The organism is Streptomyces sp. NPDC050549 (assembly GCF_040655035.1).
GTDB lineage: Bacteria > Actinomycetota > Actinomycetes > Streptomycetales > Streptomycetaceae > Streptomyces.
Genome location: NZ_JBFAJD010000058.1, coordinates 1 through 25600 on the forward strand (window position 1 = coordinate 1; position 25600 = coordinate 25600).

Annotated in this window: 22 protein-coding genes; 10 read left to right on the plus strand and 12 right to left on the minus strand. The window is 67.8% G+C overall.

The window, feature by feature from the left end; translation table 11 throughout:
• The 3 genes from AB0I51_RS44165 to dnaA form a co-directional block, all read right to left on the minus strand.
• On the minus strand, positions 1 to 257 hold a 257-nt coding region (locus AB0I51_RS44165; protein ID WP_362984477.1), incomplete at its 3' end, for an NAD(P)-binding domain-containing protein.
• Positions 258 to 406: 149 nt separating this feature from the next.
• Entirely contained in the window at positions 407 to 1537 is a 1131-nt protein-coding gene (gene dnaN, locus AB0I51_RS44170; protein WP_362984479.1) for a DNA polymerase III subunit beta, read from the minus strand.
• Between the two features lie 1108 nt (positions 1538 to 2645).
• Positions 2646 to 4610 carry a chromosomal replication initiator protein DnaA gene (gene dnaA / locus AB0I51_RS44175; RefSeq protein ID WP_362984481.1) on the minus strand — a complete coding sequence of 655 codons (1965 nt, stop codon included), beginning with the start codon at positions 4608 to 4610 and terminating at the stop codon, positions 2646 to 2648.
• A 399-nt stretch (positions 4611 to 5009) separates the two neighbouring features.
• Between dnaA and rpmH the strand changes: the two genes are divergently transcribed.
• From rpmH to AB0I51_RS44220, 9 genes are all read left to right on the plus strand, one after another.
• A complete protein-coding gene (gene rpmH / locus AB0I51_RS44180) occupies positions 5010 to 5147 on the plus strand; it encodes a 50S ribosomal protein L34 (RefSeq protein WP_006381191.1) in 138 nt (45 codons plus the stop codon).
• Between the two features lie 21 nt (positions 5148 to 5168).
• Positions 5169 to 5540: a ribonuclease P protein component gene (rnpA, locus tag AB0I51_RS44185; RefSeq protein ID WP_078532680.1), complete on the plus strand. Its 372-nt coding sequence runs from the start codon at positions 5169 to 5171 to the stop codon at positions 5538 to 5540.
• Complete coding sequence (gene yidD / locus AB0I51_RS44190; RefSeq protein WP_019073355.1) at positions 5537 to 5890, plus strand: membrane protein insertion efficiency factor YidD; 354 nt, start codon at positions 5537 to 5539, stop codon at positions 5888 to 5890. The genes rnpA and yidD overlap by 4 nt, the downstream gene beginning before the upstream one ends.
• Before the next feature lie 3 nt (positions 5891 to 5893).
• Positions 5894 to 7186: a membrane protein insertase YidC gene (yidC, locus tag AB0I51_RS44195; RefSeq protein ID WP_362984484.1), complete on the plus strand. Its 1293-nt coding sequence runs from the start codon at positions 5894 to 5896 to the stop codon at positions 7184 to 7186.
• 15 nt (positions 7187 to 7201) lie between these two features.
• Positions 7202 to 7717 (plus strand): R3H domain-containing nucleic acid-binding protein, encoded by a 516-nt coding sequence (locus AB0I51_RS44200; RefSeq protein WP_019073357.1) that lies wholly within the window; start codon positions 7202 to 7204, stop codon positions 7715 to 7717.
• 135 nt (positions 7718 to 7852) lie between these two features.
• The gene (gene rsmG / locus AB0I51_RS44205; RefSeq protein ID WP_362984486.1) at positions 7853 to 8569 is read left to right on the plus strand and encodes a 16S rRNA (guanine(527)-N(7))-methyltransferase RsmG; all 717 of its coding nucleotides are present in this window, start codon (positions 7853 to 7855) and stop codon (positions 8567 to 8569) included.
• A 263-nt stretch (positions 8570 to 8832) separates the two neighbouring features.
• Positions 8833 to 9906: a ParA family protein gene (locus AB0I51_RS44210; protein WP_078532690.1), complete on the plus strand. Its 1074-nt coding sequence runs from the start codon at positions 8833 to 8835 to the stop codon at positions 9904 to 9906.
• Positions 9903 to 11003, plus strand: coding sequence for a ParB/RepB/Spo0J family partition protein (locus AB0I51_RS44215; protein ID WP_362984488.1), 1101 nt, complete (start codon positions 9903 to 9905; stop codon positions 11001 to 11003). The genes AB0I51_RS44210 and AB0I51_RS44215 overlap by 4 nt, the downstream gene beginning before the upstream one ends.
• A 322-nt stretch (positions 11004 to 11325) precedes the next feature.
• Positions 11326 to 11943, plus strand: coding sequence for a GNAT family N-acetyltransferase (locus AB0I51_RS44220; protein ID WP_362984489.1), 618 nt, complete (start codon positions 11326 to 11328; stop codon positions 11941 to 11943).
• 74 nt (positions 11944 to 12017) lie between these two features.
• On the opposite strand, the gene trxA is transcribed toward AB0I51_RS44220, so the two are convergent.
• The 7 genes from trxA to AB0I51_RS44255 all read right to left on the minus strand — a co-directional run bounded on the left by trxA (position 12018) and on the right by AB0I51_RS44255 (position 21768).
• Positions 12018 to 12350, minus strand: a complete 333-nt coding sequence (trxA, locus tag AB0I51_RS44225; RefSeq protein ID WP_007383275.1) for a thioredoxin — start codon at positions 12348 to 12350, stop codon at positions 12018 to 12020.
• A gap of 42 nt (positions 12351 to 12392) precedes the next feature.
• Entirely contained in the window at positions 12393 to 13361 is a 969-nt protein-coding gene (trxB, locus tag AB0I51_RS44230) for a thioredoxin-disulfide reductase (protein WP_362984490.1), read from the minus strand.
• 171 nt (positions 13362 to 13532) lie between these two features.
• On the minus strand, positions 13533 to 14459 hold the full coding sequence (locus AB0I51_RS44235) for a hypothetical protein (RefSeq protein ID WP_362984522.1): 927 nt from the start codon (positions 14457 to 14459) through the stop codon (positions 13533 to 13535).
• Between the two features lie 11 nt (positions 14460 to 14470).
• The gene (sigM, locus tag AB0I51_RS44240) at positions 14471 to 15199 is read right to left on the minus strand and encodes an RNA polymerase sigma factor SigM (protein WP_362984491.1); all 729 of its coding nucleotides are present in this window, start codon (positions 15197 to 15199) and stop codon (positions 14471 to 14473) included.
• 27 nt (positions 15200 to 15226) lie between these two features.
• The gene (locus AB0I51_RS44245; protein WP_362984492.1) at positions 15227 to 16942 is read right to left on the minus strand and encodes a serine/threonine protein kinase; all 1716 of its coding nucleotides are present in this window, start codon (positions 16940 to 16942) and stop codon (positions 15227 to 15229) included.
• 118 nt (positions 16943 to 17060) lie between these two features.
• A complete protein-coding gene (murJ, locus tag AB0I51_RS44250) occupies positions 17061 to 19319 on the minus strand; it encodes a murein biosynthesis integral membrane protein MurJ (RefSeq protein ID WP_362984494.1) in 2259 nt (752 codons plus the stop codon).
• 46 nt (positions 19320 to 19365) lie between these two features.
• Complete coding sequence (locus tag AB0I51_RS44255; RefSeq protein ID WP_362984496.1) at positions 19366 to 21768, minus strand: DUF6049 family protein; 2403 nt, start codon at positions 21766 to 21768, stop codon at positions 19366 to 19368.
• Between the two features lie 257 nt (positions 21769 to 22025).
• Between AB0I51_RS44255 and AB0I51_RS44260 the strand changes: the two genes are divergently transcribed.
• Positions 22026 to 23492 carry a CCA tRNA nucleotidyltransferase gene (locus tag AB0I51_RS44260; protein WP_362984498.1) on the plus strand — a complete coding sequence of 489 codons (1467 nt, stop codon included), beginning with the start codon at positions 22026 to 22028 and terminating at the stop codon, positions 23490 to 23492.
• A 103-nt stretch (positions 23493 to 23595) separates the two neighbouring features.
• On the opposite strand, the gene AB0I51_RS44265 is transcribed toward AB0I51_RS44260, so the two are convergent.
• The gene (locus AB0I51_RS44265) at positions 23596 to 24138 is read right to left on the minus strand and encodes a hypothetical protein (protein WP_362984500.1); all 543 of its coding nucleotides are present in this window, start codon (positions 24136 to 24138) and stop codon (positions 23596 to 23598) included.
• Positions 24139 to 24257: 119 nt separating this feature from the next.
• Positions 24258 to 25535 carry an MFS transporter gene (locus AB0I51_RS44270; protein ID WP_362984502.1) on the minus strand — a complete coding sequence of 426 codons (1278 nt, stop codon included), beginning with the start codon at positions 25533 to 25535 and terminating at the stop codon, positions 24258 to 24260.
• Positions 25536 to 25600: the final 65 nt, after the last annotated feature.

The window sequence follows — 25600 nt, forward strand, 5'->3', positions numbered from 1 at the left end:
TTGCCGCCGTCCACGACGACGTCACCGGGCTCCAGGAGCTCGCCCAGCTCGTCGACGGTCGACTGGGTGGCGGCACCGGCCGGGACCATCACCCACACGACGCGAGGGCCCTTGAGCCTGTCCACAAGCTCTCCCAGGCTGTGGACATCGGCGAGGTCCGGGTTGCGGTCGTATCCGATGACGGTGTGGCCTGCGCGGCGGATGCGCTCTCGCATGTTGCCGCCCATCTTGCCGAGGCCGACGAGACCGAGCTCCATCAGTTGTTCCTTAAGGTGCGACGTGGCATGAAGGCACTTGCGTACCTGTGTCCGAGCCTAGACCCGGACGGTCATGCACACCTGTGGGCATACGCGCTCAGAAGCACCCGCCCGTATGCCCCGACCTGCGGTGTTCTCGTCGGATTGGGTCAGCCGCTGAGGCGGACCGGCATGATCAGGTACTTGTAGGCCTCGTCCGCCTCGGCGTCCAGGGCCGGCTTGCCGCTGAGCAGCGCGGGCTTGGTCGAGGTCGTGAAGGACAGCTGGGCCACCGGGGAGTCGATGGCGCTCAGGCCGTCCAACAGGAACGTCGGGTTGAAGGCGATCGACACGTCGTCGCCCTCCAACTGCGCGTCGACCCGCTCCACAGCCTGTGCGTCGTCGCTGGAACCGGCCTCCAGGATCAGCACTCCCTGCTCGAAGCTCAGCCGCACCGGCGTGTTGCGCTCGGCGACCAGGGCCACGCGCTTGACGGCCTCCACGAAGGGGGCGGTCTCGATCACGGCGATGGAGTTGAACTCCGTCGGGAACAGCGAGCGGTACTTTGGGAGGTCGCCCTCCAGGAGGCGGGTCGTCGTACGACGGCCGGCGCCCTCGAAGCCGATGAGACCCTCTCCCGCGCCCGAGCCGGACAACGCCAGGATCACGCTGTCGCCGCTCGTGAGGGCCTTGGCGGTGTCCAGGAGCGTCTTGGCGGGCACCAGGGCGACCGCGGACGCCTCCGGGTTCTCCGGCTTCCAGAGGAACTCGCGGACCGCGAAGCGGTAGCGGTCGGTGGACGCCAGCGTCACCGTGTCGCCCTCGATCTCGATGCGCACACCGGTGAGGACGGGCAGCGTGTCGTCGCGCCCGGCGGCGATGGCCACCTGGGCAGCGGCGGAGGCGAACACCTCACCGGGGACGGTGCCGGTCGCGCCCGGCATCTGCGGCAGTGCCGGGTACTCCTCCACAGGGAGTGTGTGCAGGGTGAACCGGGAGGAACCGCAGACCACCGTCGCCCGTACACCGTCTGTGGAAATCTCCACCGGCCGGTTGGGAAGGGCGCGGCAGATGTCGGCGAGCAGCCGGCCGGAGACGAGGACCGTGCCCTCCTCCTCGATCTCCGCGTCGACCGAAACGCGCGCGGAGACCTCGTAGTCGAAGCTGGACAGGCTCAGCTGCCCCTCCTCGGACTTCAGCAGGAGGCCGGCGAGGACCGGCGCCGGCGGACGGGCCGGGAGGCTGCGTGCCGCCCAGGCAACTGCCTCCGCGAGTACGTCGCGTTCCACCCGGATCTTCACTGTTGCCGCCTCCTGCTGTTGCCGGCGCTTCTCGGCCTGCCTGGCTTCGTCGTCTGTCTCGGTGTCGTCGGTCCCTGTGAGGGGAAGGACATCGGGGAACAGTCTGACGCACGGCACTGACAGTAGGTGCCTCTCGGGGTCAAGTCGTGACGAGGGGCGGTCGGGCAACGAAGCGCGAGTTGTGCACAGGCCCCGCTTCGAAACGGTTTCCCAGCTCTCTCTAGTTGCTAGTAGTAGTAGGGGCTGTGGATACCGTGGATAACCCCGTTTTCCCAGCTCAGAGCGGGAATTTTGTCCACCGGTCCTGTGGGTGACGGCAGTGGACAACCTCGGGTTTCTGTGGAGAACGGAAAGTTCTGCACACCCCATGCACAGCCGAGGGCCACTTCTCCCCAGCGCCGTCCCCAGCTTTACCCACCTTTCCCACAGCCCAACCCGGCACCTTCGTGTGACGCCTTTCACTCGACACGGTGAGATGGCGCGTCGCGTTGCCGAACAGTGGACAGCGATGTGGAGAAGCTGGGGATCACTGGGGACAACCGCCCCCAGCCTGTGGGTTGTCGGTGGACAACTCCGTCCCCAGCCTGTGGATCACGGATTTGTCCACAGCCTGTGGAGATCTTTTGTCCACGAATCCACAAGCACCTGACCTGGACTGATGGTCTCGCATCCGAGACGCCTGTGGACACGATCTGGACAACTTCGCAGTCCCCAGGATGTGGACGGAAGAAAGTCACCAAATCTGTGGAGGGCGGCCGTAACCCGGCAGCTATTCGAACAGCGGGCGGTCTGCGCACAGCTGTGGATGGGCGGCGGACACGTCCCGAGGGGCTGCGAGATCGGTCTCGGAAGGGCGCTGGACCGCTTAGAAGCGGCTCCCCCTCTTGCTCCGGATCGCCTTCGGACCGGCTCCGGACTGCCTCCGGAACGGCTGCGGATCGCCCTGGAGGACTCCGTGGCGCCTTCGGACGCCTTTGGGCCGCCTTCCCCGGTGGCCGTTGAAGCGTCTTCCGTCTCCTCCGAGCGCCGCCGCGGCCGGCCCCGGCAAGCCGAAGGGCGCCTCAGGGGAAATCCCTGGGCGCCCTTCGGTGTCGTAACTCCGCGGCTGTCAGCCGTTCTTGATCCGGTTGGTCAGCTCGGTGACCTGGTTGTAGATCGAGCGGCGCTCGGCCATCAGCGCGCGGATCTTGCGATCGGCGTGCATGACCGTGGTGTGGTCGCGACCGCCGAACTGCGCGCCGATCTTCGGCAGAGAGAGGTCGGTCAGTTCGCGGCACACGTACATGGCGATCTGCCGGGCCGTGACCAGCTGGCGCCCGCGTGAACTGCCGCACAGGTCCTCGACCGTGATGCCGAAGTAGTCGGCGGTGGCGCCCATGATCGCCGACGCCGTGATTTCCGGGGTCGAGTCCTCGCCGCCCGGGATGAGGTCCTTGAGGACGATCTCGGTGAGACCGAGGTCCACCGGCTGCCGGTTGAGCGACGCGAACGCCGTCACCCGGATCAGCGCCCCCTCCAGCTCGCGGATGTTGCGCGAGATGCGGGAGGCGATGAACTCCAGTACCTCCGGCGGGGCGTTGAGCTGCTCCTGCACCGCCTTCTTACGAAGGATGGCGATACGGGTCTCCAGCTCGGGCGGCTGGACGTCGGTGATCAGGCCCCACTCGAAACGGTTCCGCAGCCGGTCCTCCAGCGTGACCAGCTGCTTCGGCGGCCGATCGCTGGACAGCACGATCTGCTTGTTCGCGTTGTGGAGCGTGTTGAAGGTGTGGAAGAACTCCTCCTGCGTCGACTCCTTGTCCGCGAGGAACTGGATGTCGTCGACAAGAAGGATGTCCATCTCGCGGTACCGCTTACGGAAGCTGTCGCCCTTGCCGTCGCGGATCGAGTTGATGAACTCGTTGGTGAACTCCTCCGAGCTCACGTACCGCACGCGCGTGCCGGGGTACAGGCTCCGCGCGTAGTGCCCGATCGCGTGCAGCAGGTGCGTCTTGCCGAGCCCCGACTCCCCATAGATGAAAAGGGGGTTGTACGCCTTCGCGGGCGCCTCGGCGACGGCGACCGCGGCGGCGTGCGCGAAGCGGTTCGAGGCGCCGATGACGAACGTGTCGAAGAGGTACTTCGGGTTCAGGCGCGCGGTCGGTTCACCGGGGCCGGCCGCCGGCGCGGGCTTGGAGCCCAGCGGACCGGGCGACCCCGGCCCGCCGCGGTGCACATGGCCGGAGTTCGACGACGAGCGCGAGTCGGACAGATCGCGGCGCGCGTCACGCTGGTTGTATTCCGCGCGGGACTTCTCGTACTCGGCCCGCGACTGCTCGTACTCCGCGCGCTGCTGCTCGTACGACGGACGCTCCATCGACTGCGGGCGGTAGTCCTGCGTCGGCGGGGCGTACTGGTCCTGCTGCGGCTTGTAGGAGTCCTGGGGCGGCGCTCCGTACTGGTCCTTCGACGGTGCTCCGTACTGCTCCGAGGACGGCGAGCCGTACTGATCCTGTGCCGGCGGGGCGTACTGGTCCTGGGACGGTGACGCGTACGGGTCCCGCTCGGGGAAGCCGAGCCGCTGCTGCTGCCAGCCGTAGTCGTCCTGCGACGGCCGCGGCCAGGCGCCGGGCTCGGGCCGCTGGTACTCCGACGGGTAGGCGGGACGGGCGGTGGGCAGCTGGTCGCCGGGGCCGCCCGGGAGCGGCTCGGCGCGATGACGGCCGTAGCCGCCCTCGTACGGGTCCCGGTTCTGTTCGGGTTCCTCGTAGCGGCGCTGGGGCGGGGCGGGGGGTGTCGGCGGTCCCGGGGGATCGCCCGCGGAGTCGTCGACGGTGATCGCGATACGGATCGGTCGGCCGCACTCGCGGCTCAGGGTCTCGCTGACGATCGGCGCGAGGCGGCCTTCGAGCACACCTTTCGCAAATTCGTTCGGTACGGCGAGCAAAGCAGTGTCTGCGACGAGTGCCAGGGGCTGGCAGCGCCGGATCCAGTGCTCGTCCTTGGTCTCGACACCCTGCCCACGCCCCTCACCGAGAAGTTGCTCCAGCACTCGTGGCCACACTGCGGCAAGATCGGCAGGTACGTCAGCCACAGGGCACGCTCTCTCACGGGTCCCACGAACGTGTGGTTCGCGGACGGGACGGGATGTAAATCGGGTGGGACGCAGGGGAAAAAGGTGTCGGGGCGGGGGACAAAGGAACGAATCAGAGTCCAGCCACGGTAGTCAGGGCGACGGGTGCGGTTCAAGTTGTTGTCCCCAGCCTGTGGATAGTGTCTCGCTGTGACCGCTGGTTTGACCGGATGGCGTAGCCCCGCGTACCGTGACCAGGTCGAGTTGTCGATGGCTGCTGCCGCCTGCCTCCGATGGGCACAGATCGCATGTGGGTGATCGGTCAGCGGTGCACTCGGGCGTTACTGCGAGCTACTCGTGGGCGCACGGTGACAGCCAGGACGGCACCCGCAACCACCGATTTATTTCTGGAGCCCCCTCGTGAGCAAGCGCACCTTCCAGCCGAACAACCGTCGTCGGGCCAAGACCCACGGCTTCCGCCTGCGGATGCGTACCCGTGCCGGTCGCGCGATTCTCGCGAACCGTCGTGGCAAGGGTCGCGCCAGCCTGTCCGCCTGATCCCGATCAGGTCATGACGTCGTGCTGCCTACCGAGCATCGGCTGAGGCGGCGCGAGGACTTCGCGACCGCGGTACGACGGGGTCGCCGGGCCGGCCGCCCGCTTCTCGTCGTCCACTTTCGTAGCGGTGCCACGGACCCGCACGCGCCAGGGGAGAGCGCTCCCCCGACGCGTGCGGGTTTCGTCGTCAGCAAGGCAGTGGGCGGCGCCGTGGTGCGGAACAAAGTGAAGCGCAGACTTCGCCATCTGATGCGTGAGCGAGTCGCTCTGTTTCCCCCCGGTAGCCTGGTAGTCGTACGAGCGCTGCCCGGAGCGGGTGACGCCGACCATGCACAGCTGGCCCAAGACCTGGATGCCGCCGTTCAGCGGCTGCTGGGAGGGGGCGCGCGATGAAGTACCCACTACTGGCACTGATCAAGCTGTACCAGTGGACGATCAGTCCTTTGCTCGGGCCGGTGTGCAAGTACTACCCGTCGTGCTCCCACTACGGCTATACGGCCATCGACCGGCACGGCGCGATCAAGGGCACCGCGCTCACGGCCTGGCGCATCCTGCGGTGCAATCCGTGGTCGCTCGGCGGTGTGGACCATGTCCCGCCGCGCAAGCGTCCGCGGTGGCACGAGATGCTGCGGGGCGCACGGCGCGCAGACAAGGGCGGGACCTCCGCCGCCGAAACGGCCACTGAAGGGCTGAGTCCTTCGAGCCCGGCCGCAGAGACACCGTCCCATGCCCAAGGAGCATGATTAGTGGACACGATTGCCAGTCTTTTCAGCTTCATCACGACACCCGTTTCCTGGGTCATCGTCCAGTTCCACTCGGTGTACGGGAAGGTCTTCGGTCCCGACACGGGCTGGGCCTGGGGCCTGTCCATCGTGTCCCTGGTGATCCTGATCCGCATCTGCCTGATCCCGCTCTTCGTGAAGCAGATCAAGGCGACCCGGGCCATGCAGACCCTGCAGCCCGAGATGAAGAAGATCCAGGAACGCTACAAGAACGACAAGCAGCGTCAGTCCGAAGAGATGATGAAGCTGTACAAGGAGTCGGGTACCAACCCGCTCTCCTCGTGCCTTCCCATCCTGGCGCAGTCCCCGTTCTTCTTCGCCCTGTACCACGTGCTCAACGGCATCGCGACGGGCTCGACGATCGGCGTCATCAACGACTCGCTGCTCGCCAGCGCGCGTAAGGCGCACATCTTCGGCGCTCCGCTCGCCGCGAAGTTCACGGACAGCAGCAGCAAGGTCGAGGCGCTCGGCGCCACGCTGACCGACGTCCGGGTCGTCACCGCGATCATGATCGTGATGATGTCCGCGTCGCAGTTCTACACGCAGCGCCAGCTGATGACGAAGAACGTCGACACCACGGTGAAGACCCCGTTCATGCAGCAGCAGAAGATGCTGATGTACGTCTTCCCGGTCATGTTCGCCATCTTCGGCATCAACTTCCCCGTCGGTGTCCTCGTCTACTGGCTGACCACCAACGTGTGGACCATGGGCCAGCAGATGTACGTGATCCACAACAACCCGACGCCGGGTTCCAAGGCCCAGGCCGCCTACCTGGAGCGCCTGACCAAGCACGTCACGCACCACGAGAAGACCCGCAGCCGGGGCGAGAAGGCCATCATCAAGGCGATCGTCTCCAAGGGCCGCGAACGCAACGAGTTCGAGCGCAAGTTCATCAACAGCCTGACCAAGGTGGGCCTCGTGGCCCAGGCCGACGGCACTGTGGTGAAGGGCGAGGCCGCGGTGGAGTCCGAGGACGGTACGCCGACCACGGCCGCTCCCCGGCGCCAGCAGCCCAAGCGGCAGACCAAGTCCCAGCGCCAGTCCGCCGCCGCGAAGGCGGCCGAGGACAGTGCCGGCAACACGCCCGACGACGCCGAGCCGAAGACTTCGTTGAGCAAGTCGGACGAACCCGAGGACGCCAAGCCCGCCACCGCTGCCAAGAAGGCCGCCCCGAAGCCCGCCGGCGGTACCCGCAGCAAGGCCCAGTCCGGACAGCGCAAGGGTCCGCAGCGGCCCAAGTCCCCGTCCAAGAAGTAAGAAGGAGTCCATCCCGTGACGGAAGGCACCACCACCTCCGCCGCTGCCGAGGGTGCAGACACCCTGTCCCGCCTGGAGCAGGAGGGCGAGATCGCGGCGGACTACCTTGAGGGTCTGCTCGACATCGCCGATCTCGACGGCGACATCGACATGGATGTCGAGGCCGACCGCGCCGCTGTGTCGATCATCAGCGACAGCGGCGGCCGCGACCTGCAGAAGCTCGTCGGCCGTGACGGTGAGGTGCTGGAAGCACTCCAGGAGCTCACCCGCCTGGCCGTCCACCGGGAGACGGGGGACCGCAGCCGGCTGATGCTGGACATCGCCGGCTACCGCGCCAAGAAGCGGACCGAGCTCTCCGAGCTGGGCGCCAAGACCGCGGCCGATGTGAAGAACACCGGCGAGCCGGTGAAGCTGAACCCGATGACCCCGTTCGAGCGCAAGGTCGTGCACGACGCCGTCAAGGCCGCGGGACTGCGCAGCGAGTCGGAGGGCGAGGAGCCGCAGCGCTTCGTCGTCGTACTTCCCGCCTGATCTGTCCCCACGTTCCACCGGCCCCGTCTGTTGAGCAGACGGGGCCGAACTTTGTCAGCCTGATAGTCCTGTAGTTCTGGTGGTCCTGATGGTCAGCGCCCCATGCGCTTTTGCGGTACGGAAGGACGGTCCCCCGTGACGGAGGCAGCGGAGCTTCCCCCTGCGCCCGAGCAGGCGCGCGAGGTGTTCGGCGATCGCTTCGAGGATGCGGTCCGATACGCCGAGCTGCTCGCCGACGCGGGCGTGCAGCGTGGTCTCATCGGCCCACGTGAGGTGCCCCGCCTGTGGGAACGGCACATCCTGAACTGTGCGGTGCTCTCGGAGGTCGTGCCGGAGAGCGTGACCGTCTGCGACGTCGGTTCGGGAGCCGGCCTGCCAGGCATTCCCCTGGCGCTTGTCCGGGAGGATCTGAAGATCACGCTCCTGGAGCCACTGCTGCGTCGGACCAACTTCCTCGCCGAGGTCGTCGAATTGTTGGGCCTGGACCATGTGACCGTGGTGCGGGGTCGGGCCGAAGAGGTCATGGGCAAGCTGCAGCCCGTCCATGTGGTGACGGCCCGGGCCGTGGCACCGCTGGACCGGCTGGCCACCTGGGGTATCCCGTTGCTGCGTCCCTACGGAGAGATGCTTGCCCTCAAAGGCGACACCGCCGAGGAAGAGCTCAAGGCGGCGGCAACAGCCCTGAGCAAGCTCGGTGCTGTGGAGACGTCCATCCTCCATGTGGGCGAGGGCGTCGTGGATCCGCTGTCCACGGTCGTGCGCGTCGAAGTAGGGGAGAGTCCCGGCGGCGTGCGCTTCGCCGCCAAACGCGCGAAGGCGGCTCGCACCGGACGGACCCGGCGTCGTCGCTGATCCGTCCTGACGACGAGACTTACTCCACACAAGCTGCCTAACCTACGCATGCCGGAGTGTCGCGGACAGTTCGGCCTCGGCTGCTGTGCATCGTGTTTCACGTGAAACGTCGCTCACTGCTCCACGGCATCATCAGCCGCAGCCGCGCGGCCGAACCCCGCGATCGGAAGCCTCTCGGATCACTCGGAGAGGGCACGGAGTTGTCCACAGAGGTGGAATTCTCCACAGAACAACAGGCCTCACTGGTTCACGACCCTGAAGACATGGGAGGCTCTGTTCATTGCGAGCCTGAAGTCGAGGAGAGTGAATCCTTGCGGTCCGACGCCAACATCGCGGGACCGATGACCGATCCGGTCCCCGGTCCCCGTACCGAGTCGATGGGGGAGGATGTTTCACGTGAAACACCGCCCCCTATGGACGACACTCCCATCGGTCGTGCTGCCCAACTGGCTGTGGAAGCCCTAGGTCGTGCGGGCGAGGGTCTGCCACGACCCGAGCAGACCCGAATCATGGTTGTCGCCAACCAGAAGGGCGGGGTGGGCAAGACGACGACGACCGTCAATCTTGCCGCTTCGCTGGCACTGCACGGTGCCCGTGTTCTGGTGGTCGACCTCGACCCACAGGGCAATGCCTCCACGGCACTGGGGATCGATCATCACGCGGAAGTTCCTTCCATCTATGACGTGTTGGTCGACAGCAGGCCTCTCTCCGAGGTTGTTCAGCCAGTTCCCGATGTCGAGGGTCTCTTCTGCGCCCCTGCCACGATCGATCTCGCCGGTGCGGAGATCGAGCTGGTGTCCCTGGTGGCGAGAGAAAGCAGACTGCAGCGGGCGATTCAGGCCTACGAGCAGCCGCTCGACTACATCCTCATCGACTGTCCGCCCTCGCTCGGCCTGCTGACGGTCAATGCGTTGGTTGCCGGTGCGGAGGTGCTCATCCCGATCCAGTGTGAGTACTACGCGCTGGAGGGCCTCGGACAACTGCTCCGCAATGTCGACCTGGTGCGGGGGCACCTCAACCCCAACCTGCATGTGTCGACCATCCTGCTTACCATGTACGACGGCCGGACACGTCTCGCGTCCCAGGTCGCGGACGAGGTGCGCAGCCACTTCGGCGACGAGGTGCTGCGGACGAGCATTCCCCGCTCGGTTCGTATCTCCGAGGCGCCGAGTTATGGGCAGACGGTACTGACCTACGATCCCGGATCGAGCGGTGCCCTCTCCTACTTTGAAGCAGCAAGGGAAATCGCACTGAAGGGTGTGGGCGTCAGCTACGACGCACCACATGCGCACATCGGCGCGCAGAGCGACCAGAGCATGGTGGAGGGCATTCAGTGAGCGAGCGACGGAGGGGTTTGGGCCGTGGGCTCGGCGCACTGATCCCCGCAGCCCCGACCGGGGAGAAGACGGTGGCTCCGGCCGCCATGGGAGGCGGCACTGCTTCCGCGTCCCCCACGGCCGTTCCGGTCATCACCGGCGACCGAGGAGTGGCCGCGGCGAAAGTCACCACCCTGCCGCCGGCTTCCTACGACACAGAGGAGCCGTCGTACGGCGCCGTGGAGACGTTCGCGCCTCCCATCGGTGCCCACTTCGCCGAGCTGCCTCTCGACTCCATCACGCCGAACTCGCGCCAGCCCCGTGAGGTGTTCGACGAGGATGCGCTGCAGGAGCTCGTCACCTCCATCAAGGAGGTCGGCCTTCTCCAGCCCGTCGTCGTACGGCAGATCGCCCCGACGCGCTACGAGCTCATCATGGGCGAGCGGCGCTGGCGGGCCTGCCGTGAAGCAGGTCTTGATGCGATCCCGGCGATCGTGCGGGCCACGGACGACGAGAAGCTTCTCCTGGACGCCCTCCTGGAGAACCTGCACCGCGCCCAGCTGAATCCGCTCGAAGAGGCGGCTGCCTACGATCAGTTGCTCAAGGACTTCAACTGCACGCACGATCAGCTGGCGGACCGTATCGGGCGTTCCCGCCCGCAGGTCTCCAACACCCTGCGTCTGCTGAAGCTCTCGCCGTCGGTCCAGCGTCGGGTCGCGGCCGGCGTGCTCTCTGCCGGTCATGCCCGGGCGCTACTCTCCGTCGACGACTCGGAGGAACAGGACCGGCTGGCTCACCGGATTGTGGCGGAGGGGCTCTCCGTGCGGGCCGTCGAGGAGATCGTGACCCTGATGGGTTCACGGCCCCAGACCGCTCAGCGCTCCAAGGGACCGCGGGCCGGCGCTCTGGTTTCCCCAGCGCTGTCCGACCTCGCCACGCGCCTCTCGGATCGCTTCGAGACCCGGGTGAAGGTCGACCTGGGGCAGAAGAAGGGCAAGATCACTGTCGAGTTCGCCTCGATGGAGGACCTTGAGCGGATCCTCGGCTCGCTGGCTCCGGGTGAGGGGCCGGTCCTGCAGCGCAGCCTGCTGGACGACGACTCGGAGGACGAGGTCTGATCCGTCCGTCTACGGCCTGGATTTCGTTCGACCTGCAGAGCGGGCCGTGTCCGGTGTGTACCGGAACACGGCTCGCTCTTTGCTTTCTGTCGGTATCGATGGAATCGCATCATGGATACGATGCGTTCGGGTATGGCGCATCCACCTGGCAGCACCTCTTAGGGGAGGCAGGGGCCATGCGAACGGTGAGCCGCACCGGACTGGTGAGCGCGGGTCTGGGCCTGGGGGCGGTCGGCGGGTTCGTCGGCAGTCTGCTCAGGGAACGCAGCGCCCTGACAGCCGCCCGCGATGCTGCGGGCGAAGGAAGCGAGGATCAGCCTTCATGGGGCGTCGGCTCGTACCGCTCACGTTGGACAACCTCCCGGACGTTCCCCAGCGTTGCCGGTCGTGCGTCTTCTGGGAGCTGGACCCCGTCAGCGGCCAGGCCGCGGTAAGAGCGGGCACGACGGCCCTGGAGAAGGAAGCCTGGATCTCCGCCGTCCTACTGGACTGGGGCTCCTGCGGGCGGGTCGTCTACGTCGATGACGTCCCGGTGGGCTTCGTCCTGTACGCGCCCCCTGCCTACGTTCCCCGCTCCACGGCGTTTCCCACGAGCCCCGTGTCGCCGGACGCCGTACAGCTGATGACGGCGTTCATCATGCCGGGCTACCAGGGACAGGGGCTGGGTCGGGTCATGGTCCAGACGGTCGCCAAGGATCTGCTGAGGCGGGGCTTCAAGGCGATCGAGGCCTTCGGCGACACTCGCTGGAAAGAGCCTGCCTGCATACTGCCTGCCGACCATCTGCTAGCTGTGGGCTTCAAGACGGTCCGCCCGCATCCCACCAATCCACGGCTGCGGCTGGAGCTGCGTACAACGCTCTCCTGGAAGGAGGACGTGGAGCTGGCACTCGACCGGCTGTTGGGGGCCGTACAGAAGGAACCAGCGCTGCGACCGCTCTAGGAACAGTCAGGAACAGCTCCAAAGCAAATGGGCCGACTCCGGGGAGTCGGCCCATCCATGTTTCACGTGAAACATCACTCGGCGATGAAGTCCTCAAGGTCGCGGACGATCGCGGCCTTCGGCTTCGCACCGACGATGGTCTTGGCGACCTCGCCACCCTGGTAGACGTTCAGGGTCGGGATGGACATCACGCCGTACTTGGCGGCCGTACCCGGGTTCTCGTCGATGTTGAGCTTGACGATCTCGATCTTGTCACCGTACTCGGCGGCGATGGCTTCGAGGGACGGAGCGATCTGACGGCACGGACCGCACCAGGCGGCCCAGAAGTCCACGAGGACGGGCTTGTCGCTCTTGAGGACGTCCTGCTCGAAGGAATCGTCGGTCACATTCTTCAGAGTGCCGGCCACGGCGGGCTCCTTAACTTGATCGTGCGGTGGGGCGGATGGGGGTCAGACGGTGGTCTTCGCGGGCTCTGCCTTCTCCTCGTCCGCGAGGGCGGAGAGGAAACGCTCGGCGTCAAGAGCCGCGGAGCAGCCGGTGCCGGCGGCGGTGATCGCCTGGCGGTAGGTGTGGTCGACGACGTCACCGGCGCCGAAGACACCGGTCAGGTTGGTCCGGGTCGAGGGTGCCTCAACCTTCAGGTAGCCCTCCCCGTCCAGGTCCAGCTGGCCCTTGAACAGCTCCGTGCGGGGGTCGTGGCCGATCGCGATGAACAGACCCGTCACCGCTAGGTCCGAGAGCTCCCCGGTCTTCAGGTTGCGCAGCTTTAGGCCGGCCAGCTTCGGGTCGCCCTCGATCTCGGCGACCTCGCTGTCCCAGACGAACTTGATCTTCGGGTCGGCGAAGGCACGCTCCTGCATCGCCTTGGAGGCACGCAGGCTGTCCCGGCGGTGCACGATCGTCACGGACTTGGCGAAGCGGGAGAGGAAGGTCGCCTCCTCCATCGCCGTGTCGCCACCACCGATGACGGCGATGTCCTGGTCCTTGAAGAAGAATCCGTCACAGGTGGCACACCAGGAGACACCCCGGCCGGAAAGCGCGTCCTCGTTCGGCAGGCCCAACTTGCGGTGCTGCGAGCCAGTGGTGACGATGACGGCCTTCGCCTTGTGCACGGTGCCCGAGGTGTCGGTGACGGTCTTGATCTCACCGGTCAGGTCGACGGAGACCACGTCGTCCGGGATCAGCTCGGCGCCGAACCGCTCGGCCTGGGCGCGCATGTTGTCCATGAGCTCGGGGCCCATGATGCCGTCCTGGAAGCCCGGGAAGTTCTCCACCTCGGTGGTGTTCATCAGCGCGCCACCAGCGGTGACGGCGCCCTCGAACACCAGCGGCTTCAGCGACGCGCGCGCGGTGTAGAGCGCCGCCGTGTAGCCGGCGGGCCCTGAGCCGATGATGATCACGTTTCGGACGTCGCTCACGGCTTGGTTCCTCGTCTCTGGACTGCGTCAGTACGACCGGTGGGAGCCCCTGTCGGAGCCTCCACCCCACCCAACGGATCCTACGGGGCCCGCATTCCCGCTGTGTCCGGGCATACGGAGACGGCACACAGCAGGGATGTACCACACCGGTCGGCGATGAGGCGTCCGAAGTCAGGAACGGGCGTACGACCGCGTCAGGAGAACCTTGCCAGGGGCGGATGTCTGCCCACTGACACAGGCGGCGTCGACGACGTACGCCGTGACCCGAGTGCTGTCGGAGGCATCGGGTAGCACCACGAGATACGCGGCGTTCCCGTTGTAGGTGCCCTTCTTGGCCCCGAGGACATCTTCGTTGCCGCGGTTGATGCCCTGCCTGATGCAGTTCGGAATGGTGCCGGAGGGCTGGATCAGGGTTTGAGGGGTCTTGGCAGAGGACTTCGGACCGTCCGGCACACTTGCGGCGTTCCAGGAGTCCCCTGTGCCGGCACCCCGACTCGTGGCGGTCTTAGCGGAGAGAAGATCCGCGACCTCGCTCTCCAACTTTCCCTTTGAGAACGTGTCTGCGGCGTTGGTCGGGTTCCCATGAGCCGCGTCGGACGTCTTGTGGTCCCCGAGCGACTGGAGGAACAGAGAGCCGGCTCCGAGGACGGCTGCCGTGAACACGGCTCCCAGGACGATCCTCCCGCGGCGACCGCCGCGACTACGGTCCTTGCGTCCGGGACCGGTTGCCGCATGCGCACGTCCTGACGGGCGGTCCGCCGAAGGCGATGTTTCACGTGAAACATGCGTCGCGGTGTCCTCGCCGGACACGGATCGGGATGCGCTCACCAAGGTCGGCGCGGCCAAGGTCTCGGGGGTGGTGGCACCCAGCAGGGCCTCCGCGGCGAGGGCCGCGTCGATACGGCTCGCGATCTCGGTCGGCATCCGCGGTGGGCCGGGCAGTGTGCCCAGCAGCCCTCGGATCTCCTCCAGCGAGTCAAAGACATCCGCACAGAGCTCGCACTCGTCCAGATGCTGTCGTACCTCGGTCGTCCTGGACGGCGGGAGGAGGCCCTCGGTGAGGTCGGAGATCTCCGCGACGTCCGGGTGCCCGGCCATGTCCGTGGATGTCACGCTCGCCCACCTCCGCCCTTCACCGCAGCTGAATCGCTCGGCCCTGCATCCTTGGGACCCGACGATTCGCGTGGTCCCGCTGCCGGTGGGACGGATGTCCCCTGCGCCCGGTTCCGTCGTGCACCCGGTTCCTCGTCGTCAGCGGCTCTTTCCGGCCGCAGATGCGTGAGGAGCGGAAGCAGCCTGGCTCTTCCGCGTGCGCAGCGGCTCTTCACCGTGCCCGTCGGCACATCGAGCATGCGGGCGGCCTCGGCGACCGGGTAGCCCTGCATGTCCACGAGGACGAGGGCGGCGCGCTGGTCTGTCGGGAGGGTACCGAGGGCTTCCAGCAGTTGGCGGTGCAGGTCGTTGCGCTCTGCGGGGGCAGCGGCCGACTCGTGCGGTTCCAGGAGCTGTTCGAGGCGCTCGGTGTCGTCGACCGGAGACGTTTTCCTGGAGGCGGCTTTGCGTGCACGGTCCAGGCAGGCGTTCACGGTGATCCGGTGCAGCCAGGTCGTGACGGCCGATTGGCCGCGGAAGGTGTGGGCGGCCCGGTAGGCGGAGACCAGGGCGTCCTGGACCGCGTCAGCGGCCTCCTCGCGGTCGCCCAGCGTGCGGAGGGCCACGGCCCAGAGACGGTCCCGGTGACGCCGTACGAGCTCACCGAAGGCGTCCGGGTCGCCTTCGACATGACGGGCGAGCAGATCCTGATCGCTCATGCCGTCGTGCCCGGCGCCTTCCGCCATCGGATCCCCTCCCCCTCCGGTGAGACGTCAGCCCGTGAACTTCACGTCGGTGATGGCCTGCTTGTAGCCGGCATCGCTGTATCGGTCGCTCGCCGCGTGGGGCAGAGCGGTGAGCCAGACAAGAACGTACCGGGTCTTCACCTGCTTGGTGACCTTCACCGTCGCACTGGTCCCCGTCGTCGTCACGCTGCCGATCTGCGTCATGGAGTCCAGGGAGGAGGGCGACAGCGAGCCGGCCGCGTACAGCTTCACCGTCGTGTGATCGCCGCGGTAGTAGAGCCCTATGGTCGCCGTGGAGACGCTCTGCGCCGAACCGAGGTCGTAGACGATGCCCACGCCCGGCTTGTACGGCGCGAGCACCGGGCCCCCTATGAAGCTGGAGGTCCGCCAGTACGTCGACGGATCGCCGTCGTACGTCTTGCCGACGTCGTTGGGGTGCTGGGCGTCGCCCTTTGCTACGAACTCCTGGGCGGCCTGGATGGAGAGCGTCTTGACCGGCTTGGTCTTGTCGCCGCTCTTGTCGTTCCCGTCCGTCGGCTGCGTCTGCTTCGTGTCGTCGGACTTGTTGCCCTGATCCATCAGAGCGTCCGCGAGCTGCCAACTGCCCAGACCCAGCGCGGCGATCAGCAGCGCGGACACGGCCCACTTGAGTACCTTGCCGGTGCGGCTCTGCAGCGGGGGCGGCGGGGTCGGCACTGCCTGAGTGGCCCCGGGACGCGGCGCGGGGCGGCCGTACGAGCCTTGTTGGTAGGTCGTGCGCTGGTACTCGGGAGGCGCGGTGAACGCGGGCTCCGGCGGGCGGATGCGGGGCATCTCGCCGATCGCCTTCACCAGCTCCTCCGGAGTGGTGCACGCCGCTTCGTGCCGGGAGGCCGTGGCACCGTCGTTGGCGAGCGCCCGCATGGCGAGTTCCGAGAGGCCTCGGTGGACACCTGCGCGCACCTGGTCGGGGGCGATGAGACCGACGCCCTTGGGCAGCCCGGACAGGCCGTAGGCGTCGCTCTCGTACGGCCAGCGCTGGGTGAGAGCGGCGTACAGCAGGGCGCCGATCGCCTCGGTGTCCGTGCGCTGAGGGGTGTCCGAACTGATGCCGCGCAGCGCGGCGTTGACGGCAAGGCCCCGGATGCGCCACTGACCGGACGAGGTGCGCAGCACCGCGTTCGGGTTCAGGCGCAGATGGGCGAGGCCCTCGCGGTGGGCGGCTGCCATCGCGGAGGCGATCTGACTCACCATCTGGTAGGTGTCATGCGCCTCCAGCGGGGCGGGCGCCAGAAGTGCCGTCAGTTCCGTGGCGTCGGGCAGCCATTCGTGCACGACGTAGACGAGGTCGTTCTCCTCCACGGCGTCCAGGACCTGGACGAAACGGGGATCACCCAGCAGTGCCGAGGAACGGGCCGCGGCCAGCACCGAGCGGGCCCGCGCATGGTCCGCGGGCAGGATGTGCACACCGACGGCACGGCGGAGCTTCTCGTCCACCGCGCGCCAACTGCTGAAGCCGTCCAGACGGGTGACGCACTCTTCGAGGCGATAGCGTCTGGCGAGCTTGTGTCCGCTGTGCAGTTCGGGAGGTGAGGCCTTCCCGGTTTCCTCGATCCCGCCACTCCCCTGTGCCTCGTCGTTGTCCGTGTCCCGCTCCGGGTTCTGGGCCACCCCGTCGGCCGTGGACTGGTCCGCCTTGGCGGTCAGCGGCTCGTCGCCGCTGTTGTCTGCCACGTCGACGGCAGCCGTGCTCCGTTCCGCCACCGCCGCTCCTGCCTCCCCATCCGTTGCACGCTGTCCGACGCCGAAACCAATTGTGCCCACAGTCTGCCGCTATGCACGACACACAGCGGCGGACGATGGTTGTGCGTGTGCCCCCGCCTCAGCGCCCCAAGCGCCCGCGCACCATGCCGACGAGGGAGTTGAGCTCCTCGATGCGCATGCGCCGGGCGGCGACGTAGAAGATTCCGAGCAGTACGGCACCGCCCACCAGAAGGGCGGCGAACGAGCCGACGACCCCCTGGCCGAGCGTATGTCCGATCCCGTAGCAGGCCGCACCACTGAGCAGTGCGGCCGGCACGGAGGCGATACAGAGCCGAGCGTACGTCCGCAGCACCCGGGCGCCGTCCAGGTCGCCGTCCAGCCGCTTGCCCAGCCGGTTCCAGGCAACGCCGACACCGATCGCGTACGCGAGGCCGTACGAGGCCGCCATGCCGACCACGGCCCAGCGGGCCGGGAGCACGAAGTAGCAGACCGCCGAGGCACCCGCGTTGACCGCGGCGACGATGACGGTGTTGTAGAAGGGCGTCCGGGTGTCCTCGTAGGCGTAGAAGGCACGCAGGACGACGTACTGCACCGAGTACGGGATCAGGCCGAGGGCGAAGGCCATCAGCATGAACCCCATGTTCGTGGCCGAACTGGTGCCGGAGGAGCCGAAGATCAGGGTGCACATCGGGATGCCCAAGGCGAGGAGCCCGAAGGCGATGGGCACGATCGCGACGGCGGTCGTACGGAGGCCCTGGGAGATGTCGTCGCGGACGGCTCCACTGTCGCCCTCGGCTGCAGAACGCGAGATACGGGGCAACAGGGCGGCCATCAGGGAGACGGTGATGATGGCCTGCGGCAGACCCCAGATCAGCTGGGCGTTGGCGTAGGCGGCAAAGCCTGTGCCCAGGACGCCGGAGTCCTTGCCGGAGGCTGTGGACAACTGGGTGACGACCATGGCGCCCGCCTGGTTGGCGAGGACGAACAGGACTGTCCACTTGGCGAGCATCGCGGCCTTGCCGAGGCCGTGGCCCTTCCAGTCGAAACGCAGTCGCAGGCGGAATCCCGTCTCCCGCAGATACGGGATCATCGCCAGGGCCTGTACGACGAGCCCGAGGAGAACTCCGATTCCCAGGAGGCGTTGGCCCTCCGCCGGGATGTTCCCGGCGGTCATGCCGGAGCTGCCGGCGGTGCCGTAGACCCAGATGAACATGCCCAGCGTCACGATGATGACGATGTTGTTCAGGACCGGGGTCCACATCATCGCGCCGAACCTGCCGCGGGCGTTGAGGATCTGGCCCATCACCACGTGGATGCCCATGAAGAAGATCGAGGGCAGGAAGTAGCGGGTGAAGGTGACGGCGACTTCGCTCGCGGCGGGGTCGTTGGCGACCGATGTCGAGAGCATGCGCACCAGGAGCGGCGCCGCGAACATCGCGAGGATGGTGAGGCCACCGAGGGCCACCACGACAAGGGTCAGCAGGCGGTTGGCGAAGGCCTCACCGCCGTCCTCGTCGTCTTTCATGGCGCGCACCAACTGCGGCACGAAGACCGAGTTGAGGCCACCGCCGACAGTCAAGATGTAGATCATGGTCGGCAACTGGTAGGCGACCTGGAAAGAGTCACCGAGCAGGCCGAGGCCCAATGCCGAGACGATCAGCGCGGAACGGACGAAGCCCGTCAGGCGGGAGACCATCGTGCCCGCCGCCATCACGGCACTCGACTTCAACAGCCCCGTGGCCCGACCGCCCTTCGCGGCCGCAGGCGCCGCTGCAGGTGCCGTAGGAGTGAGCTGCATCGTGGCGTCGGACACCGGTGCCGGGGGCGGCGTGGTGGGACCGTGACCCGAGGGTGGTGCCGGGGACGGGCCCGGGACCGCCGGGGAGTCCATCGGCGGGCGTCCGCCGCCCTGGCCTTGTCCCTGGTCCCGGAAGAGATGAGCGAAGGCATCCGGCTCGTGGTACTCCTCGCCGGCCCCGGTCACCAGGTCGTCCACGCCCACGAACTGGGTCGTCCGGGCGTCGTCGCCGTACGGCAGGTACTGGGTCGGGCCCTCCGGCTCGGGCGCCGGGGTCTGCGCCCACACACGGGGATCGGGGGCGTACGGGGACTGGGGCGGCTGGGCGTAGAGCGGGGGCTGCGGCTGGTACGTGCCCGGCGGCGGCGGGGGGTGGGCGGCGCGGTCGTAGAGCGCCTCGGCGACCGGGTCCTGGGCGGAGAGGTCCTGCGCCCGGTAGGGGTCCTGGTCGTAGGCGTCCTGGAGGTACATGTCCGCAGGGGGCTGCGGCGGCACCTGGCCGTGTTCGGGCGGCGGACCCTCGGGGTAGCCCGAGCTGCCCGCGCCCTGACCGCGGTCACCCTCGTACGGCGCGTTCATGGTTACCCCACCTCATCGTCCCCGGGCCCACCGGCCACGACATCGCTCAACGGTCCACTCTCTCACCCGTGCCGGACGGGTCGGCGCTTTCCGGTGCGGTGTCCGGTGTCGGGTCACTCGGGTGCTCAGGGTCGTCTGCCCGGGACGGGGTGCCGGACTCCTCCTGGAGACGGTCCTGCGGGCCCTCTGGGTTCTCCGGGCCCCCGGGTGCTTCGCCCGCCGCGTCGTCGGGCCCGTCGGGACCCTCCTCCTCGGCCTGACGGGCGGCGGCGCGCTTGCGGTGCGTGTACATCCGGAAGCCGGCCAGGACGAGCAGCAGGACACCGCCGCCGATGACCAGCATCACCGTGGCGGTGACCTCGGTGACCTTCACGTCGAAGTTGACGGCCTGCCCGTACTCCTGGCCGTCCTCCGTGTACAGCTGAGCGACCACGCCCACCTTGCCGTTGGCGTTGGCCGTCGTGGTGAACTTCACCGACTGGCTGTGCCCGCCGTTGACCGTGACCCGCTGCTCCGTGTAGGCCTTGCCGCCGATCTTGAGGCGCGTGGGGTTCGTCGAGGTGAGGCGCAGGATCAGGTGGTCGACGCCCTGCACCAGGTTGTTCTGCACGGTCACGGGGATCGTGGCGCTGCGGCCCGAGAGCTTGGTCTCTGACTTGTCGATCAGTTTGACCTGTTCGGTGAGGTCGTCGAGATAACTCAGCACGCCCTGGCGGAAGTTCTCCGCCTCTCCTGCTCGGCCGCGCCACGACGTGGACATCTCGCGGTTCATGGCCCGCCCGAAGGGGGTCACCACGCGGGCCTCGTTGCTGAGGATCACCTGGAAGTTGTCGAGCTTGTCCTGAGTCGTCGCGATCTCCTCGAAGGCCGACCTCGGCAGCTCCTGCTTGCGCAGCGAGGAGGGGTACCTGGAGGACGACGGGATCTTCGTGGTGGCACCCGGGTCCGGCTTGGCCTTGGCCGCCGCCGCGAGATCCTGGGACTCGGTCCAGGTGCTGCCCTGAAGGGCCGTCAGTGCCTCGGCCATCGCCTGGGCCTGGCTCGCGGTCGGCATGCGCTGCGGCGCGACGACGATGCTGCGCTGCTTGTCCGTCTGCAGGTCCAGCGCCAGGCTCTGGGCCAGGAACTGCTGCTCGGCGAGCGTGGCCGCCCCGGCCTTCGTCAGATCGCCCTCGAACGCCGTGGAGAGGCGCGCGTCGGCGACCACCGCCGTCGTACCGCCACCGATGGGGCGGGCAGCGGAGGGCGTGTACGGCAGGCCGCCGGTCTCCTGGAGGCTGTCGCTGCGGGCGATCACCTTGTCGGCGCCGGCCGAGGTGGCGACCTTGATGATCGACGGGTCCACGGCGCCACTCACCGGCCACGCGAAGTCGGTGGTCGGTGTCACGTGGAGCACCGTTTCCACGGTGGTCGCGGCGACGTCCGTGGCGTCCTTGAGGTGGCTCAGCGAGCCGGTGACGCTGGTGCCGTTGTGGGCGAGGGACGCCAGGTCCGGGTCGGCGAAGGGAAGGGCGACGACCTCCTTGTCCGCCACCGCCGACTGCAGCTGGGCCAGCCACGCCTTGGCGACCGCCTGGTGGGTGCCGGTCGTGGTGGTGTTGCCGGCGCCCTGGATCTTGTAGCTGCGCGTCATCGCGTCGACGGAGGCCAGCAGGTCAGGGTCGATCACCCAAGTGACGTCGAGGTCCTTGCCCAGAGAGAGCATCTGGTCGAGTCGGCCGCCCGGGGCGATCTCCTTGGCGAGGTCGTCGTTGAGGAAGACCGGCGTCTGCTGTTCGTTGGAACCCGTCTGTGCCGTCATGTGGACGTCGGAGACGAGCGGCCACAGAAACGTCGTCTTCGTCTTCGTGTCCGCGTCGTCGGGCTGCCACGGCAGGAACGTCCGCTGGATGCCCAGCACCTGGTCCCACGGCTGGGCTGAAGTCTGGCCGGAGAGCGATACACCGAGCGGGTAGACGCCGTCTTCGCCGAGGTCCAGCTTGTCGACTGGCACGGAGAGGCTGAAAGGCTCGGCGACGCCCGGAGTGAGCTTGGAGAACTTCTGCGAGTACTTGTCGTCGATCTCCGAGCCGTCGACACCCTGGACGAAGTCGGTGCGCTGAGCGACGCTGTCGATCGCCGAGCGGGTGCTCAGCGCCTGTCCCGGACGCAGGCCCACGTGGGCATCGGTGACCGCCTGCTTGCCGTTGTTGGTCACCGTCCCGGAGACCGTCACCGTGTCCCCGTCCGTGGGGACACTGGGGGTGAGCGTGTCCACGGAGACGGACACCGTCTGCGAGCCGGAGGCGGCCCGCGCGGAGGTCTGTTCGGCCGCACCGGCGGGCGCGGCGACGGACATCTGGAGGAGGCCGGCCAGCAGAGGCGCCCCGGCGAGCAGTGCGCCGGTGCGCCGCAGCCACCGGCGGGCAGGTGAGGGACACGTCCCCTGGAAGTCTGCCGCCTCGGCCACGCGCTCGCCCGTCCCTCGTCGTCGTCAGTGGTCGTCGCAATGTGCGTCCACGCATGGTAACGATGCGCGCTGAGGGGAAGTGCCGCGGACTGCTCCACAAGATCGCAGATCGATATCGGTGCGCCCCGTATATGCGGTATAGGGATGAGTAATCCAGTAAGTCGCAAAAGCTCGGCTTGCGCTGATATCGACGGACGTGTCTGTAGACGTTTAATGGAGGCGCTCGGGGTCGCCCGGGCCACGTACCCTTTTTTCTTGTGCCGAACGCCAACGAAGACAACCTCAGTGCCCTGAGCCAGGTGCAGCATCGCGCGGTGAGCGAACTGCTGCGGGTGGCTCCCGTCGCCGACGACCTCGCCCGCCGCTTCCAGGAGGCCGGGTTCTCCCTCGCCCTGGTCGGCGGCTCGGTACGCGACGCGCTGCTCGGCCGGCTCGGCAACGACCTGGACTTCACGACGGACGCACGACCCGAGGATGTGCTGAAGATTGTCCGGCCTTGGGCGGACGCCGTGTGGGAGGTCGGGATCGCCTTCGGAACGGTGGGGGTGCAGAAGGACGCCCGCGTCGGAGACGTCGACCGGAGCTTCCAGATCGAGGTGACCACCTATCGGTCGGAGGCGTACGACCGGACCTCGCGCAAGCCCGAGGTGTCGTACGGCGACTCCATCGAGGAGGACCTTGTCCGGCGCGACTTCACGGTGAACGCGATGGCGGTCGCGCTCCCGGAGAAGGAGTTCATCGACCCGCACGGCGGTCTCGGCGACCTCGCCGCCCGGGTGCTGCGTACCCCGGGTACTCCCGAGGCGTCCTTCTCGGACGATCCCCTTCGGATGATGCGAGCGGCCCGCTTCGCCGCGCAGCTCGACTTCGAGGTCGCTCCCGAGGTCGTCACGGCGATGAAGGAGATGTCCGGGCGGATCGAGATCGTCTCGGCCGAGCGGGTAAGGGACGAGCTGAACAAGCTGATCCTCTCCACGCACCCCCGCAAGGGCCTGGCGCTGCTCGTCGACACCGGTCTCGCCGATCATGTCCTGCCCGAGCTGCCCGCCCTGCGCCTGGAGAGCGACGAGCACCACCGGCACAAGGACGTCTACGAACACACGCTGATCGTGTTGGAGCAGGCGATCGAACTGGAGGAGAACGGTCCCGACCTGACCCTTCGGCTGGCCGCCCTGCTGCACGACATCGGCAAGCCGCGCACCCGCCGCTTCGAGGACGACGGCCGGGTCTCCTTCCATCACCACGAGGTGGTCGGCGCGAAGATGACCAAGAAGCGCATGCTGGCGCTCAAGTATTCCAACGAGCTGGTGAAGGACGTCTCGCGTCTCGTCGAACTCCACCTGCGTTTCCACGGCTACGGAACCGGCGAGTGGACCGACTCGGCAGTCCGGCGCTATGTCCGCGACGCCGGCCCGCTCCTGGAGCGACTCCACAAGCTGACCCGCTCGGACTGCACCACGCGGAACAAACGCAGGGCTGCCGCGCTGTCCCGTGCGTATGACGGGCTGGAAGAACGTATCGCGCAGCTTCAGGAGCAGGAGGAGCTGGACTCGATCCGTCCCGACCTCGATGGCAACCAGATCATGGAGATCCTGGGCGTGACGCCGGGGCCGGTCATCGGTCGGGCCTACAAGTTCCTGCTGGAACTGCGGCTGGAGAACGGGCCGATGGAGCATGAGGCGGCGGTGGCCGCGCTCAAGGAGTGGTGGGCCTCCGGGAGCTGAGGTCGTGAAACGGGGTCATGTTTCACGTGAAACATGACCCCGGACAGCATCAGGGGCGGTGTTTCACGTGAAACATGAGACACCGCCCCGCGCTGTAACTGCCTTACTTCTTGTAGTCCTTCAGGCAGAGCAGGAAGTCGCTGCCGTCACCGCTCTCGGTGTACGAGTACTGGAAGTCCTTCGCGGCCGCCGTGCACTTGGTCTGCGCCTCAGCCTCGGAGTAGTTTCCGCTGATCTTGGCCAGCACCTCGTACTGGGCCTTTGCGTCGCTGCACTTCACGACCTTGAGGTCCGGGTTGGTGTCGCTGGTGCTGCCGCGGTGCATGCAGTCGCCGACCTTGGCGGTGTCGGGGTCGTTCTGGCTCGATATGACGCCGTAGATGGCTGCGCCGATACCGATCACGATGATGATGGCGAGCCGGATCAGCTTGGGGCTGAAGCGGCGCCTGGGCTGCGGCGGGACCGGGGCGAACGGAGCCGCGCCCTGCGGCGGGAACCCGGGCTGGCCCGGCTGCTGCGGGTAGCCGCCCTGGGGCGGATACGGGGCCTGGCCCTGCGGCGGGTACGGAGCTTGCGCCTGGGGCTGGCCGTAGGGCTGCTGGCCCTGGGCGTATGGGTTCGGGCTCTGAGGCGGCGGAGTTGTCATCGGGGTCCCCCCTGGAACGTGGGCGCATGACGCGGCATGGCACGCGGCATGGTGCGAAGTAAGACGCACGTAAGTTACCGGCACCCACTGACACCGCTGTGACCCGGACCGACTCCGTGTCAGTGATGTGACACTTTCCGGCGCTCAAAGTGGGCCATAGCCGCAGCAACCGTCGAGTAGATAACGGCGACTGTGACCACCAGCGTCACCGAGCGGCCATCCGGCGGCAGCACCAGGGCGGCCATCGCCGCCGCGCCGACGAAGGCGACATTGAACAGGACGTCGTAGACGGAGAAGATCCGGCCGCGGAAGCCGTCGTCGACCGAGAACTGCACGATCGTGTCCGTGGCGATCTTCGCGCCCTGTGTGGTCAGGCCCAGGACGAAGGCCGCTGCCAGCATCGGGGCGGTGGTGAACGGGAGGCCGAGGGCCGGTTCCAGGACCGCGGCGGCCGCGGCGCACACGGCGATCCAGCGGCCGGGGCCCAGGCGTCCGGCGGCCCAGGGTGTCACGACGGCCGCCACGAAGAAACCGGCGCCGGAGACCCCCAACGCCAGCCCCAGGAGCCGCAGTCCGTCGTCCGGGGTTGACGACAGGGCGTACCGGCAGAGCATCAGCACCAGGACCGTCAGGGCGCCGTAGCAGAAGCGCATCAGTGTCATCGCGAGGAGGGCCCGGACCGCCATCCGGCGCTGTGGCGCGGCGAGATGCTGTAGCGCCGCGCGCAGGTCCCGGGCAGTGCCGACGAGGGCCGTTGCCAGGTGGGGTCGGGTCAACGCGAGGTCGGGGCCGAGGAGTTCGGGGGCCATGCGCAATGACGTGAGGGCCGCGCACAGATACAGGGCGGCACCCAGCAGGACCACGGTGGCGTCGGTGTCCGCGACCAGTAGCCGGACGACGAAGGCGAGGCCGCCGCCCGCGGTCGCCGCGAGTGTTCCGGCCGTGGGGGCAAGGGAGTTGGCGAGGACGAGCCGTTCGTCGTCGACCACGCGAGGGAGCGCGGCGGACAGGCCGGCGAGGACGAAGCGGTTGACGGCGGTGACGCACAGCGCGGAGACGTAGAAGAGCCAGTCCGGGACATGACTCACCATCAGGACGGCGCTGGCCGCGGCCAGCAGGGCGCGCAGCAGATTGCCGTAGAGGAAGACCTGGCGGCGGCGCCAGCGATCCAGGAGGACGCCGGCGAAGGGGCCGATGAGGGAGTACGGGAGGAGCAGGACCGCCATCGCGGAGGCGATCGCGCCGGCCGAGGTCTGTTTCTCCGGGGAGAACACGACGTAGGCGGCGAGTGCGACCTGGTAGACGCCGTCGGCGCCCTGGGAGAGGAGTCGTACGGCGAGCAGGCGGCGGAAGCCCTGGAAGCGCAGAAGGACGCGCAGGTCACGGACGACGGCCATGGGCACAGCCTCACATACGAGGAGGGTCCCCGGGCGGAATGCCCTGGGGACCCTCGACGACCGAA

What these genes read in the sequence shown, in the direction of transcription:
- yidD (WP_019073355.1), top strand. Translation starts at nt 5,537, where the DNA reads ATGAAGTACCCACTACTGGCACTGATCAAGCTGTACCAGTGGACGATC.
- AB0I51_RS44210 (WP_078532690.1), top strand. Translation starts at nt 8,833, where the DNA reads ATGGGAGGCTCTGTTCATTGCGAGCCTGAAGTCGAGGAGAGTGAATCC.
- AB0I51_RS44220 (WP_362984489.1), top strand. Translation starts at nt 11,326, where the DNA reads ATGGGGCGTCGGCTCGTACCGCTCACGTTGGACAACCTCCCGGACGTT.
- AB0I51_RS44235 (WP_362984522.1), bottom strand. Translation starts at nt 14,459, where the DNA reads ATGGCCGGGCACCCGGACGTCGCGGAGATCTCCGACCTCACCGAGGGC.
- sigM (WP_362984491.1), bottom strand. Translation starts at nt 15,199, where the DNA reads ATGGCGGAAGGCGCCGGGCACGACGGCATGAGCGATCAGGATCTGCTC.
- murJ (WP_362984494.1), bottom strand. Translation starts at nt 19,319, where the DNA reads ATGAACGCGCCGTACGAGGGTGACCGCGGTCAGGGCGCGGGCAGCTCG.
- AB0I51_RS44265 (WP_362984500.1), bottom strand. Translation starts at nt 24,138, where the DNA reads ATGACAACTCCGCCGCCTCAGAGCCCGAACCCATACGCCCAGGGCCAG.
- AB0I51_RS44270 (WP_362984502.1), bottom strand. Translation starts at nt 25,535, where the DNA reads ATGGCCGTCGTCCGTGACCTGCGCGTCCTTCTGCGCTTCCAGGGCTTC.